Consider the following 20,947-nt stretch of genomic DNA (forward strand, 5'->3'; position numbering starts at 1 on the left):
TGAACGTGCGACCGGGCCATGCAGAGAGGAGATGCGTGCTTGTGCATCCGGGCGACCGGTGCGCCTTTCCCGATAAAAGGCGTTGCTGAAGCCTCGGCGACAATGTCACTTCCTCACTGCATCGGCGTTCGCGCGATACCAGGCCACCGTCGCCTCGATGCCGTCCCGCAGCGCGATGCCGGGCTGCCAGCCAGCCTCTCGCAACACCGAAATGTCCAGCAGTTTGCGTGGCGTCCCATCCGGTTTGGTTGTGTCCCAGCGAGTTTCGCCGGAGTAGCCGACCGCTCCGGCGACCATATCAGCAATCTCCATGATGGTGTGGTCGATGCCGGTGCCCACGTTGACGTGGTTCGGACCGTCGAAGTTTTCCAAGAGGTGCAGACATGCGTTTGCCAGGTCATCGACGTGGAGCAGCTCACGCCGCGGAGCCCCGGTGCCCCAGTTCGTCACCTCCGGCGCGCCGCTAACTCTGGCCTCCTCGTATCGGCGGATGAGCGCCGGCAGCAGGTGTGACCCCGATGGGGAGAAGTTGTCGCCCGGTCCATACAGGTTCGTCGGCATCGCAGAAATCCATGCCAGGCCGTACTGGCGCCTGACCGCCTGGACCTGAAGAATGCCGGCGATCTTAGCGATCGCGTATGCGTCATTGGTGGGCTCCAGCGGGCCGGTGAGCAGCGCGTTCTCCTTGATGGGCTGTGACGCAAATTTCGGGTATATGCAAGACGAACCGAGAAACAGCAGTCGCGGCACCCGCGCGGTCACCGCGGCATCGAGCAGATTCACCTGGATCTGCAGGTTCTCGGATAGAAAATCCACGGGATATGTGTCGTTGGCCATGATCCCGCCCACACGGGCCGCTGCGACGATGACGACATGTGGTCTGGTGCTCAGTATGAAGTCGAATGTCGTGGCCCGGTCCGTTAGGTCGAGTTCGCTGTGTGACCGCACAAGAAGATTGGTGAATCCCTCGGCCTGAAATCCGCGTAGCAAGGCGGATCCGACTAGGCCGCGGTGTCCGGCGATGTACACCGGAGCTGTGCGGTCAAGAGTGCCGACTGACGCGTCCATCCGTTGTCAGCCCCAGCCCGGAAGACTCGGCCTGTCAATCCATGGCCTGCCGTCGCATTCGAGAGCGGCGATGTCCGCCTCCACCATGATTCGCGCCAGGTCGCTGGTGTGGACGGAGGCCTTCCACCCCAAGGTCTGGGCGGCCTTCGTGGCATCCCCTATCAGCGAATCCACCTCAGTGGGCCTCAGGTAGCGCTCGTCGAACTGCACATGCTTCTGCCAGTCGAGTCCGGCGTGGTCGAACGCGGTTTCAGCGAATTCACGCACTGTGTAACCGCGTCCCGTCGCCAGAACGAAGTCTTCGGGTTGTGCAGCTTGCAGCATGCGCCACATTCCCTCCACGTATTCGGGTGCGTACCCCCAGTCGCGCACAGCATCGAGGTTGCCTAAGTAGAGATTTGATTGGACACCTGCTTTGATCCGCGCGACGGCTCGTGTGATTTTTCGAGTCACGAATGTTTCGCCCCGCCTGGGAGATTCGTGGTTGAACAAGATGCCGTTCACCGCGAACAACCCGTACGCTTCTCGATAGTTGCGAGTCGCCCAGTACGAGTAAAGCTTTGCCGCACCATACGGTGATCGCGGATTAAACGCTGTCTGCTCATTTTGCGTTGGCGGCGACGCGCCGAACATCTCAGACGACGATGCTTGATAATACCGGCATTGCACTCGGGACAGGCGGACAGCTTCGAGCAGTCGGATCGATCCCATGCCGGTTGTGTCGCCAGTGTGTACCGGCTCGTCGAAGCTGACACGCACATGCGACTGCGCCGCGAGGTTGTACACTTCGTCCGGATCGATGGTGTTCAACAACGTCACCAGACGGGTTCCATCGGTGAGATCGCCGTAGTGCAAGAAAAGTCGTGCGCCCGGTTGGTGGGGATCGACATAAAGGTGATCGATCCGCGAGGTATTAAAGGTGGACGCCCGACGGATGAGGCCGTGGACCTCGTATCCCTTGGTCAGCAACAGTTCGGCGAGGTACGAGCCGTCTTGCCCGGTAATTCCGGTTATCAATGCTCGCTTCACTGGATTCCCGCTCCCGTCGGTGCATGCTTTTTGCCGCGCGTCCGGCATCCGATAATTACGGCGATCTCACCCCTCGTTGCGCTACAACGCCGGGGGCGTCGCCGTCGCTTCATAGTAGATGTCAAAGGCAACAGACGTGCAGTGATGGGCTTACTAACGGGCGTTACGGCCGACTGAGAGCGGCAGGCACGCCAAACAGAAGGACCAAAGTGTCTACGGCTACGAGAACGCCCACCAGGGTGAGGGTTTCGACGTAGCGGACGATAAGGTCGTCGCCCTACAACGAATAGGACGATGCCCCGCAATCTGGTCAGGCGGGAAATACTAGTTAAAATCGGTTTCCCATCGGGTGATTACATCGCTGGGAACAGGCTGAGCGGATTGGATAACAGCCATGCGTCCTACTAGCTTTACCTCGGCGTAGTCCTCGATCTCCCGGTAGTAGGCGCGGTCGGTGTAGTCGTCAACCACCACCATCCACCCGGTCTGTGCACTTAGCATGTTAAAGACTTTGAAGGCAGAGGCGACGCGAAACCGGCCATCGATTAACACAAGGTCTGGTTGGCGGCCATCGAAGCACTTGGGCGGTGGGTCGGAGGCGCGCCGAAATAACTCGCGGCGATGATCGGTCACCCGCCCCAATGGGCGGCCCCATGTTCCGGTCCATCCAATATCCGCGTGCCAGTACAACTGTCCGGCGCGCTCCATGCCGGCGGCGTGGATTTTGGCTCGCACGCTGTCTAGAAAGTATGAGTCGGTGTCGACGGCAATGAAATCTATTCCCAGCCTGGCTGCTTGGTATGTCGAGCCACCCGTCCCGTACTCAAGGTACAGTTTCGAGCCCTCCAACTGCTTGAGGAACCATGCGGTGGATTCCGGGCTGTCGAAGTGCGGCATGTCCGGTACCCGGAGTCGCCCTGAGCGCTGCCGAGCCGTAAAGACCATTTCATCCAGAAACCGTCCCATCGCATGATGCCCCTTTCGGGCAGCAACTCTACCGGGCAAGCGGACGCCGTGGGCACGGTCCGAGGGACCGAAGCGACTATGTGAGGTTCGTTGAGCCAGGTGGCAATATAATTCCGCGTCAAGCAATCTGGCGACGCCTCACATGTCGCCTGTGGGCAATGTAGGCCGCGCACACCTGCTACACCACCGCTCCGGTGGAAGACTACGCGGCAGTCCGCTGGATAGTATGCGGCCTGGCGCGGGGTCGAAGTCAGAATCACTTTGCAGTGAAAGTGCCGGGAGCGCTGGCCAGTCCTCTACGGGAAATCGCAGGTTGCTTGCGGCAATATTGGCGGCGGTCGATCGAGGAGACGAAGGGATCATCTTGAAAATCTCGATAATTGGTTCGGGCTACGTCGGCCTCGTCACGGGCGCCTGCCTGGCGGACAGCGGTAACGACGTCATCTGCATCGATATTGACCAGGCCAAGATAGACCGACTACTCGGTGGAGAAATCCCAATTTACGAGCCCCGCCTGGCTGAGCTGATCGCAGGGAGCCGCGAGAACGGGCTTATCGACTTCACGACGGACAGGCAGCGAGCGATCGAGCATGGAGACGTGATCTTTATCGCTGTCCCAACGCCCATGGGTGAGGGCGGCGCGGCCGACCTTACCTACGTCTACTCCGCTGCTAACGACATCGGGACTTATATGGACCGCTACAAGGTCGTCGTGAGCAAGTCGACCGTCCCTGTCGGCACTGCGGACAAAATCCGAGCGATCATTCGTAGGAAGGCCAAGCACGAGTTCGACGTCGTGTCCAACCCGGAATTTCTGAAGCAGGGGAAGGCGATCGCTGACTTCATGCAGCCCGACCGCGTGGTGATCGGCGGCGACTCGGAGCGTGCGCTCGCTATCATGCGGGAGCTCTACGAGCCGTTTCTTCGCACCTTCCACCCGCTGATCGTCATAGACACCAGGAGCGCCGAGATGGCGAAGTATGCAGCCAACTCTTTCCTCGCGACCAAGATTTCTTTTATCAACGAGATCTCGAACTTGTGCGAGAAGGCCGGCGCCGATATCGCAGCCGTACGGGAAGCCATCGGGGCGGACAAGCGTATTGGTTATGAATTTCTGTTCCCCGGGATAGGCTATGGAGGATCTTGCTTGCCGAAAGACGTTCAGGCACTTTTACATACTGCCGAGCGCTTGGGATCGGACACACGTCTACTGCGCGCGGTCGAACAGGTCAATAGCGAGCAGAAGTCCGTCCTCGTGTCCAAGATCGTCACTCGTTTTGGGGATGACTCGCCCACGAAGAATCTACAAGACCTGCGTATCGCGCTCTGGGGCCTCAGCTTTAAACCACGGACCGACGACGTGCGCGAGGCCCCCTCTCTGGTCATTGCAAAGGACTTGACTGAGTTCGGGGCCTTGGTGCGGGCCTTCGATCCCGAAGGGACCGAGCAGGCCAAAAAGGCGCTCGGGAATTCGATCGAGTACGCCGAAACCATGTACGAAGCCGTTGAGGGCGCCGACGCGCTGCTGCTCCTCACGGAGTGGAAACAGTTTCAGCGGCCGTCTTGGCAGCGTGTGAAGTCGGCCATGCGAGGGCACGTCGTGTTCGACGGCCGAAACATCTATGACCCTGAGCGTGTGCAGGCCGAGGGCTTTGAGTACTATGGCATGGGCCGGCGTTGAGGAATCATGAGAGTCTCGTCGCGGGCGCTGCTGGTGTCCAACTCGGCGACCTCTTACGCCCCGTCGTCGGACGACCCGACGAAAAGCACGCGGACCGCAGCCTCGCCGTGACAAAGGCCCGGTTGGCATCCCGGAGATTCTTTCGGCAGGGCGCGGCCAGGAGTATTGAACTTTTCAGAGGACTCATCGATGAAGTTCTCCATCTCTGATCTGGGTGGCGTGTGGCCGCGGACAATGAGGGCGCGATGCCAGACCGTGCTTTGCTCCGCGAGGTTGAACGAGTGTCCACGCCTTCCTCTAGCGCTGGCGCCATCGCAATAAGGGGCAGGCCATGAAATTCAGCGAGCTGTCGTCGCGTTGTTTCGTAAATCTGTATGCAGGTGACCTTCCTGACATGCCTGAATACCGTACTAGGCAACAAGTGGGGCTATCGCTGACAAAGCAAGACGAATGGCATATCCGCCACGATGTTTCGATGCCGCTTCCGATACCCGACGGCTCCGTTGATATCTACCAGTCTGAAGACGTTTTCGAGCACATAGAGTATTGCAAGCTTCCCGCTACCATTTCTGAAATATACAGAGTCCTTAAAATGGGCGGACTTTTCAGGTTGTCGCTTCCAGATTATCGTTGCGATGTTTTACTCGATAGATCGATTAAAGATGCACACGGAAACATCATGTTCGATCCGTTCGGAGGCGGAGCATATAGGCGTCGACCTCCTGTATTCGGCCCAAAGAAGGTAGTAAAAGGGGGCCATGTCTGGTTCCCGAAATATGAGAGCGTACTGGAGCTACTTAAAGATACACAGTTTTCTTCCGTGGAATTCTATCATTACTATGACGAAAAGGGGTTTCCGCATACCAGGCCCATCGATTACTCGAAAGGCTTTGTCAAGAGAACCCCTGACAACGACGAAAGGGTGTCCCACCCCTTCCGGCCGATGTCCATAGTGGTTGACTGCGTCAAGTGATGAGACAACCGTGCTCCGTCCCAGTCATCTTCACGATCTTCAATCGCCCGGACACCACAAGGCAGGCGCTAGAAGCGATCAGGGTCGCGAGGCCCAAGAAGCTCCTGGTGATCGCCGATGGCCCGCGCACGAATAGGCCCGGAGAGGCTGAGAAGTGCGCAGCGACACGCGCGATCGTCGACGAAGTCGACTGGGACTGCGAAATCCAGACGAATTTCTCGGAGACCAACATGGGCACCTGTCACCGCATCTCCTCTGGCCTGACGTGGGCTTTCGAGCTCGTCGATAAGGCGATAATCCTCGAGGACGACTGCGTGCCTTCCGCTTCGTTCTTCCCCTACTGCGCCGACCTTCTAGATCGCTACGAGAACGACGAGCGCGTCATGATGATCTCGGGCGGGAATCATTTGTTCGGACACGCTGAGATTGCGGATAGCTACTATTTCTCGAGATATCCCCACATATGGGGCTGGGCCACGTGGAGGCGAGCCTGGGCGAAATACGACCTCAACATGACGGACTGGCCGGAGATCAGAGATAGGAAGCTCTTCGACCAGTATTTCCCAACGATGAGTGAGCGCTGCTACTGGGAGTTCGTGTTCCAAAGCGTTTATGACGGCCAGGTCGATACTTGGGCCTGGCGGTGGTTCTACAGCATATGGGCGAACTCAGGGCTTTGTGCGACCCCGGCCCGAAACTTGGTACGGAATATTGGCTTCCACGCCGATGCCACCCACACGAAGGGCGATATGGTCTACTCTTCGCTGGGCGCCGAGGACCTGAGCTTGCCCCTTACTCACCCCGCGACCGTCCTGGCGTGCTCCGACAAGGACAAGCTGGAGGCGAAGCTTCGGGCTGCTCATACTTCAAAGGGCCTGCCGTATCCCCTGAGTAAATATGTCTCCTTGGCCATCTACCTAGTCACGAGGTAGACGGGTTTCCACAACCTCGCGCGAGCGGGTAGACCCATAGCTGAGCGCCATTGCACCGGCAGCGGGATGGAAGTGGTCTATCGAGACACCGTGCCTGACAACGTGGTTCGCCGGGTCAACCGGCGTGCGGTGGTCCGATGTCCCTTTCGCCTGCAGGCCGGGGCTGTCGTATGTGCGGCGATCATCGCCATAATTAAGGGATGTTCAGCCCAACGGCCGGCATGGACGCGACCGACGTGGTGTCGTTGAAGGCCCAGTGCCGCGCGGCGGCCCGCAAAGCCGCGCATCTGCCGAGTAGGAACCGCCCAACGGCATGGCGGCGCAATAAGTTTGGCCGATCACAAGAGGGCCGTCGTGGTTATTGGATGGCTAGTCCTGGGGTGATGGTCGCCGGCGACATCGGCTACACCTGGAACTGATTCTGATGCTCGCCCCCACCGAGGCCGGAATAGGCTTCATTTTTTTTGCAGCGTGAGCTGCCACGGGGTGACGCTGAGAATCCGGTGGCCGCCGGCGTGAAAATCCAGGAAGGTGTTGATCGCCCACGCCGGGTTGTCCCGCAGCGTAGGGTAGTCGAACCAGTTCAGGTCATCGAAGATCAGCACCCCGTCGGTGCGCAGCATGCGCCACGCGGTGATCGAGTCCGTCAAGACGTCATCGGCATAGTGTGAGGCGTCGACGTACACCAGGTCGAATTCTTGGTGCTCGTCGAGGAGCCGGGGCAGTATGTGCGTGGCCGAGCCATTGCGTTTGGTCAACCTGTTGGCGAAAGGTGCGAGATTGGCGTCGAAACGCGCCTCGATGCCGCCGAAGTCAGCGCGTCCCGCTTCATCAGCGGCCCCCGCCCACGTGTCCACGGTGGTGACCTGCGCTTTGGGGAAGTAGGTCAACAGGAACAGGGTGGAGCGGCCCTCGAAGGATCCAATTTCGAGTATCCGCAGCGGGTCCTTACGGCTGAAGGCCCGCTGGAAGGTCAAACACCACGGCACCAGGTGGACGTCGAACCACAGGCCGCTGAACGTGGCGTGCGCCGTATTAGTGGTGAACTCCGAACGGATCTGTGAGATGTGCTGCTTGTGCGCACCGGCGACTGCGAGTAACCGGCGCGTCTGGGTGAGGACATAGTGTCCACCCACTGCGGGATGGTTGAACATCCACAAGCGAAGTTGCCATGCCAGCAGCACATGCACCGGCGGGGCGGCCGCGGAAAATCCGCCCGCAAGCCGTCGGTTCATGAACCATCCCTTCCCGTAATGGTTTTAGAACCAGGAACGAGCTGAAGCCCGCAACGATGTACTCCATCGGGACGAGCGCCCCTGGTACACGCGCTTTTTACCCGTCTGTTTTCGGAATTTCGGCGACGATCGAGTCCAGGCCAGTGCGGATCACTGCCGTCGGGAATGCGGCGCGCGCGGTTGTTGTGATCGCATCGAGCTGGGGGAATCCGGCGAGTCCGGAGCCGAAGAGCCTCAGGTCATCGATCACAACACTGGCTCCGGGCGGAGCTACGTCGGCGAGTCGCCCAAGCGTGGACTCTGCTGGCTCCATCTCCTCACCCCTGGCCGTGCCGGCGCCCGAGAAGTGCCCATCGAGGTAAATAAGCGGTGGGGTCGAACAGTTCGCCACAATCTTTGGGATCTCGGTAAGCGAATCGCCGTGGATGAGAGTGACATTTGGGTAGTTTGCGAAGCGTTGCTTGGCTGCGGCGAAAAGGTCGTCATGGAGCTCGACCGTTATCACCTGATCTGCGTGCGGCACAAAGAATGCGGTCGTTTCACCTTTGTAGGTGCCAGCCTCAACGAAGACGCGGTGCCCACGCGATTTGAAAACCTTGAGAAGATGGCGTCGCTTCGCGACCGCGGGTGGGGAAACGAGGTGCTCGCCGCGGAACCAGCTGTATGCGGCCGCCCAGCGTGTGGGCTCCAGGGAGTTCTTGTCGCGGCCTGTGTTCAGCATGATGCGGAGCAGGTTGCCCATGATCCTCGACATAACGGTGACAGTAACCGGCCGCGCGTGCTCGTTCCAACACGGCGTACCAACTCATCATCAACGACGCACAAGTCCGCCGGCGAGCCGTCAACGCACAGTCCACCTGGTTGCTCTCGTTCGCGCCGGAGCGGTGTTCCATACAGGAGAAGTGCTCGGACCTCCCGTCGATCACACCGACCGAACCCGCCGAATCAACCGAAGCCGAGTCGCCTGCAACGCCGCGACGCACAAGCCTTGATGATTCGTCTCATTCGGGATGATGCTGCGACGAAAATCAGACATAATGCCCCGGTACCAAAGATTAAGCGCACGATGAATGAAAGGCTGGATTCGCGATGAAATCTGTAGGGGGGGTTTCATCCGGCGACCGGGTCGCGGACTGTCGGGATGCCGCGGGCAAAGCCGCCAAACCTGCCGCTGCGCCTCAGCCAGTCGTTCTCTTTGTGTTGGGTACACAACGTTCTGGCACTTCGGCGATGACACGCGTTCTGTCACTATGCGGCGGCACCCTCCCCACCGGGATGTTGGGCGCCGATGCCGGCAATCCACGCGGCAATTGGGAGCCGCGCAAAGCGATCGGGATCAATGAAGCGATTCTGCACCGCGCCGGCAGCGCCTGGTTCGACCCCTCACTGCGCTTGCTGGAAGAAGGTGCACTGGGTGCCAACGAGAAGGCCGCGTGCGTCGCCGAGATCAGCGCGTATCTCAAGACGATGCCCGCCGCACCACTCGTGGTCATCAAAGACCCACGGATAACCACGATGTCCGATCTGTGGTTCGAGGCGGCGCGTCTGGCCGGATTCGACGTGGCAGCCCTGATTGCCTTGCGCCACCCACAAGAGGTCATATCGTCGGTGGCGGCATCCTGGAAAATCTCGCCGGAACTGTCGAGCGCCTTGTGGCTCAAATACAACCTGCTGGCCGAGCGACACACGCGCGACGTGCCCCGCGTGTTCGTTGAATACGCCAGCATGCTGGCGGACTGGCGCACAGAGATGAAGCGGGTTTCCGCGGCGCTTCCCGTCAATCTGGAGAACCGGGAGGAGGATGCAATCGACGCGTTCCTCACGCCGGATCTTCGGCGTCAGCGAAACTGCGGAGCCGTGATAGAGCGTTTCGGAACAGATTGGATCTCCGCCACCTATGGTGCCCTGTGCGTGGCCGCGCGAGACGGTTCGCCTGACATCGCCACGCTGGATCGCATCTTCGAGGCGTACCAGGCGAGCGAACATGATTACCGAACGTTGTTCGAGGATTTCCGCAGCCGCTCGAAAAGCATGCAGTCCCAGATCTTTCGGCCCTCCGTCGTGAAGCCGATGATTGAGCTTATGGCAATGGCTCACCGTCGCCGGGGGACGTGGGCTTAGGCCAGCCGGGCGCCGCCAATCCGGATGACACGCATCGCCGATCAGCCAGGACGTCTCGAGCGGGCGAAATTTTCGATGAGATCGGCTGTGTTAGAGATGGTTTCGGCGGGCTTAGTCATCCGGCTGGCGAGCTCACGGGCGCGGACGGCGTAATCGGGTGCGAGAATCTTGCGCAGATCTATGACCAGCGACTCGCGGGTAGTGGTCGAAAAGCGCCGGGACGTGCCGACCTTCAGCCGTTTGAACTGCGCTCCCCAGATCGGTTGGTCAGGCATCGTCCAGAGAATCAGCGTGGGAACGCCGGCGCGCAGGCTTGCGGCTGTGGTGCCCGCGCCCCCGTGGTGAACGACCGCCCGGCAGGCGGGGAAGGTTGCCGCGTAGTTCACCGCGCCCACCACCTTGACATGGTCGAAATCGGGGACGTCACTGAAGTCGGTCCAGCCGGAACAAATCAATGCGCGTTCGCCCAATTCCGCGCACGCGCTGGCGATCATCTCGACTGTCGCAGCAGGAGATTCGACCGCAAAACTGCCAAAGCCGAAGCAAATCGGCGGCGTGTCTGCGGCGATCCAGGACGCGACCTCGTCGTCGGCTTCCGTGGTCAGCTCCATTGTGAGCGGTCCGACGAAAGGCCGTTGGCCATTCCATTTCGCCCATTCGGCTGCCAGACCGGGGAAGCAAACCTCGTCGTACGCCTGGATTTCCAGCGCCCCGCTTTCAGCCAGCCGTCGCCAAGAGGTTCCCCTCGCCCTTGGCAGGCCTAGTTCGCGGCGCTGAAAATCATCGAGCTTCTTTGTTAGAAGATGCCAAGAAGCCAAGCCCATTGCCATCATTCCGAAGCGGACCAACGGCGCAGGTAGGGTCCCAATGAGCTGACCATTGGGCCTTATTGGGAAGAAGTGCAGCGTGGCAAACGGGATATCGTAGTATTCCGCCACGTTGGCAGCGGCTTGTTCGAAATTCAGGCCGGTGAGCAACAAGTCAGCGTCTTGCGCCAATGACATCAAGGTTTTGTTCATGTGTGCCCACATGTCGGCAACCGGGTCCCACAGCCCGTGCCATGCTTCGCGCAGCTCGTTTACCTTCCAGAACTTGCGGAAGATCAAGGTCCAGAATTCGCGGTTGGCGTCGAGGCCCTCCTGGAGACCGTCCTGGGTGTCGAGGCCATAGGAGACGGTCGTAAGACCAGTGGACTCGACGAAGCTAATCAGGTTGGGCGGGACGGCAATGTGCACATCGTGGCCTCTGCGCAGCAGTTCGCGACCGACAGCGACTGAGGGCTCGATGTCACCGCGAGTGCCGAAGCTTGCGAGGGCGAATTTCATAGGGCTCCTAGCCTTATATCACTTGCCATGCGCGAGGCCACGCTACCAGGCTCTTTGCTTTCGTCTGCGAGAATCGCTTGCGTTTTCTATGTACTTGGAGTCTGTGGCATTGTGACTTCCCGCCTGCCTCGGCGCAGCGTACCGACCGGCAGGATCCCTGCCCCCAAGGGGCCACAGCAGGGACTCGTTGCGCCTATTCCGTTCGCAGGAAGCATGTTTGCGAATGTGAGTGCCGTTTGGATATTACAGCGGTCTCGGTTGGGATAGGTTTACAGATTATGAACGGGCCCGATCCTGAGAAGCATAGGTGCTATGACACGCCTGAGGTGAGGGTTTGGCGCATTCTCCGCGAGAACCTCACCCGGTTCGGCGGGACGAAGATCAGACGAATCTCTAGTATGCGGGCGTGCTATTTATCGGACGCACGAGCGTCGGGGAGGGTTGTGGGATGAACCGGATCAAGGCCGTACAGAGGGCGCTCGACGGGCGGTCGAGTCCCGTATACCTGGAGATCGGTGTCTCGCGCGGGACGGCATTCCGGCGTATCACGGCCGCGGAGAAGATCGCCGTCGACCCGGCGTTCAGGCTTTCGGCGCGTACGCGGCGGCGCGCCGACGCGAAGGCTAACGCGACCCACTACTTCGAGATGACTAGCGACACCTTCTTCCAGAACGAGGCGACGTTCCTCAAGCAGCGTCGCATCGACGTCGCTTTGATCGATGGCCTGCACACCTATGGACAGGTCGTGAACGACGTCGAGAACACGCTGCGCTATCTGCGCGACGATGGCGTCATTTTCCTGCACGACTGCAATCCGACGCGAGCGTCGGTCGCTTGCCCGGCAGACTCGTACGCCGACTTTCGTGCGCAGAACCGTTGGTGGGAGATCGACTGGAGTGGCGATGTCTGGAAGGCGATCGTCTACCTGCGTAGCACTCGACAAGATCTGCAAATCGCGGTATTGAACTGCGACTGGGGGGTGGGAATTGTACGAAAAGGAACTGCGGACTCACGATTGTCGTACTCGCCCGCGCAGATTGAAGCACTTGACTATGCAGACCTCGTTGCCGACCGTGTGGGATTGCTAAATCTGAAACCGCCTGCATATCTGGACGAAATCCTCGCCTCGCCGAACCGGATATCCTCCAATTCGTGAAGGCCAAGGTAAGGATCGGAATCCTTGGCGCGGCTCGTATCGCGCCGTTGGCGCTCATCAACCCTGCTCGTGAAAACGCCGAAGTCGTAGTCGCCGCCGTAGCTGCACGCGATGCGTCACGTGCTCAAGCCTTTGCCGCGAAACACGGAATCGACCGAGTCCACGACAGCTACGAGGCGCTGATCGCCGACCAAGACGTGGACGCGGTCTACAACCCGCTGCCGAATAGTTTGCACGGCAAGTGGACTCGAGCCGCGCTTGCGGCCGGCAAGCACGTGCTGTGTGAAAAGCCGTTCACTGCCAATGCTGCCGAGGCACGCGAAATCGCCGAACTCGCCGCGAAGTCAGACCGAGTGGTGATGGAAGCTTTCCACTATCGCTACCACCCATTGACGTTGCGTGTCGAGGAGATCATTGCCTCGGGGGAGTTGGGCAAGTTGGAGCGAGTGGAGGCGGCCCTGTGCTTTCCGCTTCCAAAATTTTCCGATATCCGCTACGACTACTCCCTTGCCGGCGGGGCGACAATGGATGCCGGATGCTATGCCGTGGACATGGTCCGTACGTTCGGCGGTTCAACGCCGGAAGTCGCTTCGGCGCAGGCGAAACTGCGTGACCCTCAGGTCGACCGGGCCATGAGGGCCGAGCTGCGGTTCGACGGCGGGCATACCGGACGGATTCGCTGCTCAATGTGGTCGACGAACCTGCTGCAGCTGAGCGCCAAGGTGATTGGCGACCGTGGTGAGTTGCGGGTACTCAATCCGGTGATGCCGCAGTCTTTCCATCGGCTCTCCGTCCGATCAGCAGGCGGCAAACGAGTGAAGCGTTTCCCGCGCCGTCCTTCGTACGCGTACCAACTCGATGCTTTCGCCGCTGCGGTGTTGCGGGGCGAGCCTGTAAGGACGACACCGGAAGCCGCTATCGAGAACATGACCGTCATCGATGCGATCTACCGCGCGGCTGGGCTGCCGCTCCGCCAACCCGCCCCCAGGTAATCGCTTCGGCCAGTTGACACTTCAGGCTGGTCTTCACCGCTTATCAGGTGGCGAAGTGTGCCTGGTTCACGTGCGCGGCCACCCTTAAGGCGTTGGCCGCAATCGTCAAACTGGGATTCAACCCGGCGCTGGAGGGGAAGAACGAGCTGTCGACCACGTACAGGTTGTCGACTTCGTGCGCCCGGTTGTGCTGATTGAGCACGCTGGATGTGGGATCGATGCCGAAGCGGCATGTGCCGCAGACGTGAGCGACGGCCTTGTTGTCTTCCGCACCTCGCAAAGTAATTTTGCGGAACGGCTCCAGCACTTCTTTCATTTGCTGCAAAAACACTGCGCGGCGCTCGATCTCATTGGCGTGAAGGCGGTATTGAAGCCGCAGGCGCTGGCGGCCATCGGCGTTCGGCTGATCGGAGGGCAGCACGCGGTTGTCCAGGTAGGGGAGATCTTCCATGATCGTCGCGAGCACCAGTCCGCCATTGAAGAACCGCTCATACACCCGGCGGACCGCTGGCTTCATCAGACGCAGTGCTCTTGCCCGCCAGCCCGGGGTGCTGGTCAGAATTTCCATGGGCGGCATGGGGCCGAATGACTGTACGGTGCCGTATTTCTGGCCCTCCCAGAAATAAAAATCGTTGAGCCCGATCTCCTTGTTTGCGCCCAACATCCTGTGGCCGGGCTGCGGCCAGATTTCGACCAAGTCAACAAGATGACGCATCAGGTTGCGGCCCACCCAATCTGAGCCATTGGCCAGTCCACGCGGCCAATCTGCTGAACGGGAATTGAGCAGCAGCACCGGCGTGACCAGAGCCCCGGCGGCCAGCACCACCACCTTGGCTTTCAGTACCAGCGTGCCAGAGCGGCTCTCGCAGATTACCTGTCGGACTTGTGTGCGGTCCGCCTCGAGATGCACGACCCGACATTCCGCGAGCAGGTGGGCGCCGTACTCGGCGATCGCGGGCCGCACGCAATTGCGGCCGGTGTCGTTTTTGCACGACCGGTGGCAAAGATAGCTCTGACAGGTGGAACAATCTTCCGTGTAATCGCAGGCCATCGGCAGGTGATAAGGGTGCAAACCGCGACCCGCCAGATAGTCGACCAATGGTTGGTTCTCTGCCGAAAATGGCGGTGCCGCAGGCAGACTGACATCGGTGGCGTCCGCGCGCAATGGGTCTGGCTGGCCCCGAACTCTTAGCAGTTGCTCGGCCGCGGCGTACCAGGGCGCCATCTCGTCGTAGGTAACCGGCCAGGCCTCGGGCACGGTGGATTCGCCGGGGTTGCGGAAGTGCTGGCGCGGAATGAAGTCTTGCGCGAAGAACCGCTCGCAGACCATGCCGTAGAGGGAGGATGAACCGCCCGTCCCGCTGCCTAAAAATGGCACAAACCGCTGCGGGGAACGCCCGCTGATGTCTTCGACCTCGTCGGTCGACCGCCCAGACCGGGCCAAAACGTCGTAGTAGGTCACTGGCGAACGGCAGGCCCGAGGCTCAGCCACTTCGGGCATCGATGAGCGGAGCGTACTCGGCGCGCCGGGAAGGGTCGAGCGCCCCTTCTCGACGAACAGCACCCGTCGTCCTGAACGGGCCAGCGAGTAGCCGAGCATCCCGCCGCCCATGCCGGTGCCGACGACGATTACGTCCCACACAGCGCTTTCCGCCTCGCGTGCAGTCAGCTCACCATCAGCCAAAATAGAGTCCCTCAGGAACGATTGCCCAGCTCTGCCCCGTCCAGGCGAATCACGACAGTACCATCTGCCATCGACACGCACGTTGATGTTTCAGTCCCACGAAAGATTCGCTGTTTAACCGTCGCGCGAGACGCCGCCTGGATCGTTTGGGGCCGGGTCGAGCGCGGTCAGGCGGCGACCGTCAGCGAGTGTTAACGTGACGCCGGCACCACTACAACGGACTTTCCTGCATAACTTTCATGCGACGCCGGTATAACTGCGCAACAATGGACGGGCAATCGGGGAACAGGCGGAAATGCATGAAACTTGGACAGGCATTCGATCCGCGAAGAAATGCGCTAAACGTTTGGCGGCTCGTGATGGCCAGTGCGGTCGTCCTGCAACACTCTTGGCCACTCACCGGCCATACGGCTCCGGGACTGGGGGGACTCTATGAAATCGCGGTCGACGGGTTCTTCGTCCTCTCGGGATTCCTTATCACCTCCAGTTGGCTCCGCAACCCACGCCCTCGCGAGTACTTCGCCGCGCGCGCTCTTCGCATCTTTCCGGGGTTGTGGGTCTGCCTGATCGTCGTCGCGTTCGTTATCGCGCCCATCGGCGTGGCGATCCAGGGCGGTTCAGCGAAGAAGCTGCTGATGTCCACTGCGCCAATCGAATACGTGCTGAACAACGCAGTACTCAACGTGTACCACGCCAGTATCGCGGGTACACCGAGCGGAGTCCCATGGCCGCATGTATGGGATGGCACACTGTGGACTCTCATCTTCGAATTGATCTGCTACATCGGAGTTGCCGCTGCCGGTATCACCGGACTGCTCGGTCGCCGTTGGGCAGTGCCTCTGGCGTTCCTACTGGCAGTTTCATTGGCCGCGGTGGTGTCCTACCCGGCCTTCGCAGTGCAAACGATTCCGCAGATGATTGCGCGCTTCGCCGTCGTGTTCCTCGCCGGAATGCTGATACATCAATTCCGAGACGTGCTTCCCGCTCGATGGTCGCTCGTCGCACTCAGCATGGTCATCGTGCTGGCGTCCGCGCTGCTCATGGTCAATTACCGAGTGGTGGCCGCCATTCCATTGGCGTACGCCGTCATTGTTTCAGGCTCCCTGATCCGCAACCCGCGCTTGAGATTGCGTACCGACTTGTCCTACGGCGTTTACATCTACGGATGGCCGACGCAGCAGTTCTTGGTGATCTGTGGCCTTGGGGTTTTGAATCCGTTTGCGTTCGCGGTCATCGCCGGCGCCGTGACCGTGCCACTAGCAGCCGGGAGTTGGTTCTTGGTTGAAAAGCGAGCGATCGCGTTGAAATCCCGTTTCACTCAAAAGAGGCCTGGCTTGCCGCCAGTCACCGTACAACAGGAGGCGACTTCCGGCTAAGCGGGCCGCGTGGTCGATAGCGCTTTAGACAAATGGCGAGCGAGCCTGCGGCGCCTAGCCGAGCACTTCCTGCTGCGTGTGTCGCCGTTCATGTGAGTTGGTCGCCGACTCTGAAATCGCAGCGGGGACCGGCGGTGACTTTATCCAATCTGCCAGACGGTCAACAAACGCAACCTTTTTCTGCAAAATGATCTGATACTGGGCGTGCAGAACTTTGTATTCACCGGTATGGTATTTCAAAAATTGGTTGATCGCCCATGCGGTGTTGGCGCGTGCCCGCGGGTAAGCTGGCCACATAACATCATCGAATATCATGATCCCGCCCTGCTTCAACAAACGCCATGCGTTAAAAGAGTCCGTTATGGCGTCATCCGCTAAGTGCGATCCATCCACATAAATGATGTCAAACATTTGCTGCTCGTTTAGCAACTGAGGCAACACGCTTAGTGATGATCCCTTGCGCTTCGTTACCCGTCCGCCGCCCGAGGCGACGTTATGGTCAAATCGTGCCTCAAGATCTTGCAAGTCTGGGGTGGCGTGGTAATGCCACTCGTCACTGCCGGCCCATGTGTCAACGGCGGTTAACTCGCCTTTCGTGAAGTACGTCAGGAGGAACAGGCTCGAGCGCCCTTCCCATGACCCGATTTCGAGAATGCGTACCGGGTCCGAACGGTCGAAAACTTTCGGAAAGGTGACAGACCACGGCACGATATTCATATCGAACCAGCGCTCTTGAAATTGTCCTTTCTCGGCGTGCCCTTCAAATTCCGCACTAACCTCAGCAAGGTGCTTTGCGGCGCGAGATGGAATTCCCCGCTTGACCAAGCGACAGCGCAGCGCGTCGATAAGATAATGCCGCGCCACGGCAGGACGCGTTCCCCCAAGCCACCAAAAAAACAGAAATGTAAGGGTTCGAGGCGTCCAACGAAACTTCAGTTTAGTCGTCAGGCTGGTCATGTTTTCCTTGGTCGTGTTCGGAAATGTTCGCGCGGTCTGGTCTAGCAGCTCGAATAGCGTCGATGATACCGTTCGGCGAGTCCGTTGACCGGCGTCGTTGGATACTAACAGGCAGTCGCCGGGAAGTGCGGCGCTTTGGGGCGCCTCGGCCGCCTGCCATCGCCAGTCAGGCAAGGTGCCTCGAACGCGCATACCTTTCTACGACATCAGCGGCGTTGGCCACGCTTTCGGCAGGTGTCGTCATCTTCGTGGCGAGTTCGCGTGCCCGCATCGCGTACTCCGCAGCGAGGATTCGGCGCAAATCCTTTACGAGTGATTTGCGGGTAGTGCTCGAAAAGCGCCGTGAGGTGCCCACCTTCAGTCGCTTGACCCGGGCACCCCATAACTTCTGGTTGACGTCCATCGAAAGAATCAGGGTGGGCACTCCGGCGCGCAGGCTTGCGGCTGTGGTGCCCGAGCCACCGTGGTGGACAACCGCACGGCAGGCGGGAAAGACCGCAGCATAATTCACCCCGCCCACCACCTTGACGTGGTCGCCGTGCGGGATGTCGCTGAAGTCGCTCCAACCAGCGCAAATCAACGCGCGCTCACCCAATTCCGCGCAGGCTGAGCCGATCATCTCGATCGCGTCGGCCGGGGATTCCACCGGCATGCTGCCGAACCCGAAACAAATCGGAGGAGTTCCAGCGGCAATCCATGATGCGACTTCCTCATCCGCCCCGGTGGTCAACTCCATAGTCAGCGCGCCGACAAAAGGTCGCTGACCATTCCATTTTGCCCATTCCGCCGCCAAGCCTGGGAAGCACACCTCGTCGTAGGCCTGGACTTCCAGCGCCCCGCTCGACGCTATGCGTTGCGCCGCGGGGCTTTTGGCCTTAGCCAGTCCCAATTCACGGCGCTGTGCCTGCTCAACGTTCTTGTTCAGGAACCATCCCAGCCAGTCGAACGCAGTCATCGCGAAACGGGCCAGCGGGGCGGGCAGAATCGGTACAAGCTCGCCGTTTGCCCGAACTGGGACGTGATGCAGAGTTGCCAACGGGACATTCAGATACTCCGCGACGCTGATCGCGGCCTCCTGATAACTCAGGCCCACGAAAAGCAGGTCGGCCCCGTCCGCGATCGACGTCAGTGCCTTGCTCATCTGCGTCCAGCACTCATCGCTGAGTTCCCACATCTCGTGCCACAGCTTTCGGAGCTCTCTGACCTTCCAGAAGCCCCCGAAAAAGGACGTCCAAAAGTTGCGGTAGACGTCCAACCACGTCCGCGTATCCAGACCGTACGCGACCGCCGAGAGACCCCCGGCCTCCACGAAATCTACCGCGTCGGGCGGAACGGCCATCCGCACGTCATGGCCTCTGCGCAGTAGTTCGCGGCCGACAACCAGGGACGGCTCGATATCACCACGAGTTCCGTAACTTGCCAGCACAATTCTCATCGTTAATCCCGAAGTCTTACCGTTCTGCCCGTGCTGGCCTGGCCAGGGTGCCTCGTGACGAAAGCCGTACCGACAGTACTTTCAGCATGCGCAGCTCACTTGCGCCAGAACACGCCACACTGGTCGATCGTGACGATTTCCGAGGAGATCCCATGCCTGGTTCGGTAATCCGTGACGGCTTGCCTACATCCAGCAAGGTTGAAGTCATCAATGATGCAGAACCCCCCCGCGGACAATCGGGGGTAAAGCGCGTCAAGCGCTTGGATCGTCGATTCGTAGAGGTCACCGTCAAGCCTCAGCACAGCGATCTCTTCGATCGGCGCGTCTTGCAGTGTGTCTTTGAACCAGCCGGGAAGAAAGCGCACCTGCTCATCCAGCAGCCCGTAGCGCTCGAAATTCGCCCTGACCTCGTCTTGAGTTACCGCCAGAATGGGCGCAGCGTGATGGAGACCGAGCGCAAACCGCGGCAGCTTATCCGCTTTATAGTTCGCGGTGTCGGGCGGTGGTACACCTTCGAACGAATCGCATAGCCAGACGTGGCGCTTCGTATCCCCGTAGGCCGCGAGAACGGCGCGCATCAAGATCGACGCCCCGCCCCGCCATACTCCACATTCGACCAGATCACCGGGGATGTCCTCGGTCAGAACTGTCTCGACACATTCCTGCAGGCTGGTGAGCCGGCGCATGCCGATCATCGTCTCGGCATCCACCGGCCAGTCCATGCCCACGTCACGCAGCTCCTTGTCGAACGGACGCTTACGCACGAGCATGATGTTGCGGTTTTTAAGGAAGGGGAGCCACGTCAACCAACCCACGCTGGCGCGCATCTTCAACGGCCATCCCACGGGCACTAGTTGGTCCATGCCATATCTAGTAAGGTCGCGCCGGATCTGATCGAGGTAGAGAGATCGGACGTCGCTATCGGTCACGGTCAAAACCGCCCCCTGTCTCGCATGCCAGTAGTGCCGGTGGTGAGCTTAGACGCCGATCGAAGCCGTCAATGCGCGTTCGGAGTTTTCGGCCGGGCCGCCGGAGCTCGATTCATCACGCGCCAGGTACGCGCTTACCAGGACCTTTCGATAAGTAACTGGTTCAACTTCGACGCGGGCGAGGCGCGTGCACACACTACCTCAGGTATTCGGCTGCGCGGAAACGCAGGAGGAATCGCGCAGCGGTGGAAGAACCGCAAGTATTTCAAAAAGATGAACACAGGGGAGACGCCGGCCTTACGCTTGCGGCCATGTCCGATGGCGACGACGTCGCCTGCACCGGTGATGTTTCCACCCAAGCCGCCATAAGTCCGGGGTTGGCACGGTTCAGGAATGAGGCAGCCGACCTTGAACGTCAGATGTAGCGCCTTGTGTGAGCGGTGTTGACGTCGAGGCGGGCGTCTGAGCTTTCGGCCGGGGCAACCGACTGGTGGGTGCGCGCCGATAGAGCGGATTGGATTGATAATCCGCACCCAACCCAACGGAAAGACGCGGCCTGATGCGGTTCGTTACACGCAAAACCGACTACCGGCGCTGGTTGTGTCGACGGCATCTGAATTTTGACCCCCTGGCGGCAAGTGAGAATTGACCCCCTGGGGTGGTGGTGGTGATTATTCCTCAGTGGTGGTGGCCGCGGGGGTGCGGCCGAGGTCGCGGTCTTTGAGTCGGTAGCTGTCTCCTTTGAGGGTGATGACTTCGGCGTGGTGCACGAGGCGGTCGATCATGGCGGCGGCGACGACGTCGTCGCCGAACACTTCGCCCCAGCGGCCGAAGGCTTTGTTGGAGGTGACGATGAGGCTGGCTCGTTCGTAGCGCGATGAGACGAGCTGGAAGAACAGGTTTGCGGCTTCGGGTTCGAAGGGGATGTAGCCGACCTCGTCGACGACGATGAGTGGGTAGCGGCCGAGCCGGGTCAGTTCGGCGTGGATGCGGCCGGCGTGGTGAGCTTCGGCTAGCCGTGCGACCCATTCGGCGGCGGTGGCGAATAAGACGCGGTGCCCGGCCTGGCAGGCTCGCAAGGCCAGGCC

Annotated in this window: 19 protein-coding genes; 8 read left to right on the forward strand and 11 right to left on the reverse strand. The window is 60.1% G+C overall.

What is annotated here, in order from left to right:
* Window positions 1–105: 105 nt before the first annotated feature.
* The 3 genes from BST14_RS08470 to BST14_RS08480 all read right to left on the reverse strand — a co-directional run bounded on the left by BST14_RS08470 (window position 106) and on the right by BST14_RS08480 (window position 3,063).
* On the reverse strand, window positions 106–1,068 hold the full coding sequence (locus tag BST14_RS08470) for a GDP-L-fucose synthase family protein (RefSeq protein ID WP_083064061.1): 963 nt from the start codon (window positions 1,066–1,068) through the stop codon (window positions 106–108).
* Window positions 1,069–1,074: 6 nt separating this feature from the next.
* On the reverse strand, window positions 1,075–2,097 hold the full coding sequence (gene gmd / locus BST14_RS08475; RefSeq protein ID WP_083064062.1) for a GDP-mannose 4,6-dehydratase: 1,023 nt from the start codon (window positions 2,095–2,097) through the stop codon (window positions 1,075–1,077).
* Between the two features lie 324 nt (window positions 2,098–2,421).
* A complete protein-coding gene (locus BST14_RS08480) occupies window positions 2,422–3,063 on the reverse strand; it encodes a hypothetical protein (protein WP_083064063.1) in 642 nt (213 codons plus the stop codon).
* Between the two features lie 364 nt (window positions 3,064–3,427).
* Here BST14_RS08480 and BST14_RS08485 point away from each other — a divergent pair, with 364 nt between their 5' ends.
* From BST14_RS08485 to BST14_RS29435, 4 genes are all read left to right on the forward strand, one after another.
* Window positions 3,428–4,744 carry a UDP-glucose dehydrogenase family protein gene (locus BST14_RS08485; RefSeq protein ID WP_083064087.1) on the forward strand — a complete coding sequence of 439 codons (1,317 nt, stop codon included), beginning with the start codon at window positions 3,428–3,430 and terminating at the stop codon, window positions 4,742–4,744.
* 331 nt (window positions 4,745–5,075) lie between these two features.
* Window positions 5,076–5,717 (forward strand): methyltransferase domain-containing protein, encoded by a 642-nt coding sequence (locus tag BST14_RS08490; protein WP_083064064.1) that lies wholly within the window; start codon window positions 5,076–5,078, stop codon window positions 5,715–5,717.
* Window positions 5,717–6,649, forward strand: a complete 933-nt coding sequence (locus BST14_RS08495; RefSeq protein ID WP_245845341.1) for a glycosyltransferase family protein — start codon at window positions 5,717–5,719, stop codon at window positions 6,647–6,649. Before BST14_RS08490 ends, BST14_RS08495 begins: the two co-directional genes overlap by 1 nt.
* Before the next feature lie 200 nt (window positions 6,650–6,849).
* Window positions 6,850–7,068 (forward strand): hypothetical protein, encoded by a 219-nt coding sequence (locus BST14_RS29435; protein ID WP_142279311.1) that lies wholly within the window; start codon window positions 6,850–6,852, stop codon window positions 7,066–7,068.
* 36 nt (window positions 7,069–7,104) lie between these two features.
* Here BST14_RS29435 and BST14_RS08500 read toward each other — a convergent pair whose 3' ends face one another.
* Together BST14_RS08500 and BST14_RS08505 are read right to left on the reverse strand one after the other, a co-directional pair.
* Window positions 7,105–7,884, reverse strand: a complete 780-nt coding sequence (locus BST14_RS08500; RefSeq protein ID WP_083064065.1) for an O-methyltransferase — start codon at window positions 7,882–7,884, stop codon at window positions 7,105–7,107.
* A gap of 97 nt (window positions 7,885–7,981) precedes the next feature.
* Window positions 7,982–8,638, reverse strand: coding sequence for a class I SAM-dependent methyltransferase (locus BST14_RS08505; protein ID WP_083064066.1), 657 nt, complete (start codon window positions 8,636–8,638; stop codon window positions 7,982–7,984).
* Window positions 8,639–9,114: 476 nt separating this feature from the next.
* Here BST14_RS08505 and BST14_RS08510 point away from each other — a divergent pair, with 476 nt between their 5' ends.
* Window positions 9,115–10,005, forward strand: a complete 891-nt coding sequence (locus BST14_RS08510; RefSeq protein ID WP_211280678.1) for a sulfotransferase family protein — start codon at window positions 9,115–9,117, stop codon at window positions 10,003–10,005.
* A gap of 41 nt (window positions 10,006–10,046) precedes the next feature.
* Here BST14_RS08510 and BST14_RS08515 read toward each other — a convergent pair whose 3' ends face one another.
* Window positions 10,047–11,330, reverse strand: a complete 1,284-nt coding sequence (locus BST14_RS08515) for a glycosyltransferase (RefSeq protein WP_083064068.1) — start codon at window positions 11,328–11,330, stop codon at window positions 10,047–10,049.
* Window positions 11,331–11,778: 448 nt separating this feature from the next.
* Here BST14_RS08515 and BST14_RS08520 point away from each other — a divergent pair, with 448 nt between their 5' ends.
* Together BST14_RS08520 and BST14_RS08525 are read left to right on the forward strand one after the other, a co-directional pair.
* Entirely contained in the window at window positions 11,779–12,486 is a 708-nt protein-coding gene (locus BST14_RS08520) for a class I SAM-dependent methyltransferase (RefSeq protein ID WP_083064069.1), read from the forward strand.
* The gene (locus BST14_RS08525; protein ID WP_083064070.1) at window positions 12,483–13,478 is read left to right on the forward strand and encodes a Gfo/Idh/MocA family protein; all 996 of its coding nucleotides are present in this window, start codon (window positions 12,483–12,485) and stop codon (window positions 13,476–13,478) included. The genes BST14_RS08520 and BST14_RS08525 overlap by 4 nt, the downstream gene beginning before the upstream one ends.
* Before the next feature lie 43 nt (window positions 13,479–13,521).
* Here BST14_RS08525 and BST14_RS08530 read toward each other — a convergent pair whose 3' ends face one another.
* Window positions 13,522–15,162, reverse strand: a complete 1,641-nt coding sequence (locus BST14_RS08530) for a GMC oxidoreductase (RefSeq protein WP_083064071.1) — start codon at window positions 15,160–15,162, stop codon at window positions 13,522–13,524.
* A 299-nt stretch (window positions 15,163–15,461) separates the two neighbouring features.
* Here BST14_RS08530 and BST14_RS08535 point away from each other — a divergent pair, with 299 nt between their 5' ends.
* Window positions 15,462–16,538 (forward strand): acyltransferase family protein, encoded by a 1,077-nt coding sequence (locus tag BST14_RS08535; RefSeq protein ID WP_083064072.1) that lies wholly within the window; start codon window positions 15,462–15,464, stop codon window positions 16,536–16,538.
* A gap of 54 nt (window positions 16,539–16,592) precedes the next feature.
* Here BST14_RS08535 and BST14_RS08540 read toward each other — a convergent pair whose 3' ends face one another.
* The 4 genes from BST14_RS08540 to BST14_RS08555 all read right to left on the reverse strand — a co-directional run.
* Entirely contained in the window at window positions 16,593–17,495 is a 903-nt protein-coding gene (locus tag BST14_RS08540) for a class I SAM-dependent methyltransferase (protein ID WP_083064073.1), read from the reverse strand.
* A 166-nt stretch (window positions 17,496–17,661) separates the two neighbouring features.
* A complete protein-coding gene (locus tag BST14_RS08545; protein WP_083064074.1) occupies window positions 17,662–18,930 on the reverse strand; it encodes a glycosyltransferase in 1,269 nt (422 codons plus the stop codon).
* Window positions 18,931–19,025: 95 nt separating this feature from the next.
* A complete protein-coding gene (locus BST14_RS08550) occupies window positions 19,026–19,859 on the reverse strand; it encodes a TylF/MycF/NovP-related O-methyltransferase (protein WP_211280679.1) in 834 nt (277 codons plus the stop codon).
* A gap of 671 nt (window positions 19,860–20,530) precedes the next feature.
* The coding region (locus BST14_RS08555) for an ATP-binding protein (RefSeq protein ID WP_158085858.1) at window positions 20,531–20,947 on the reverse strand (417 nt) is incomplete at its 5' end.

Origin of the sequence: Mycobacterium arosiense ATCC BAA-1401 = DSM 45069 (genome assembly GCF_002086125.1) — a bacterium.
In the GTDB taxonomy this organism is placed as follows: Bacteria; Actinomycetota; Actinomycetes; order Mycobacteriales; family Mycobacteriaceae; genus Mycobacterium; species Mycobacterium arosiense.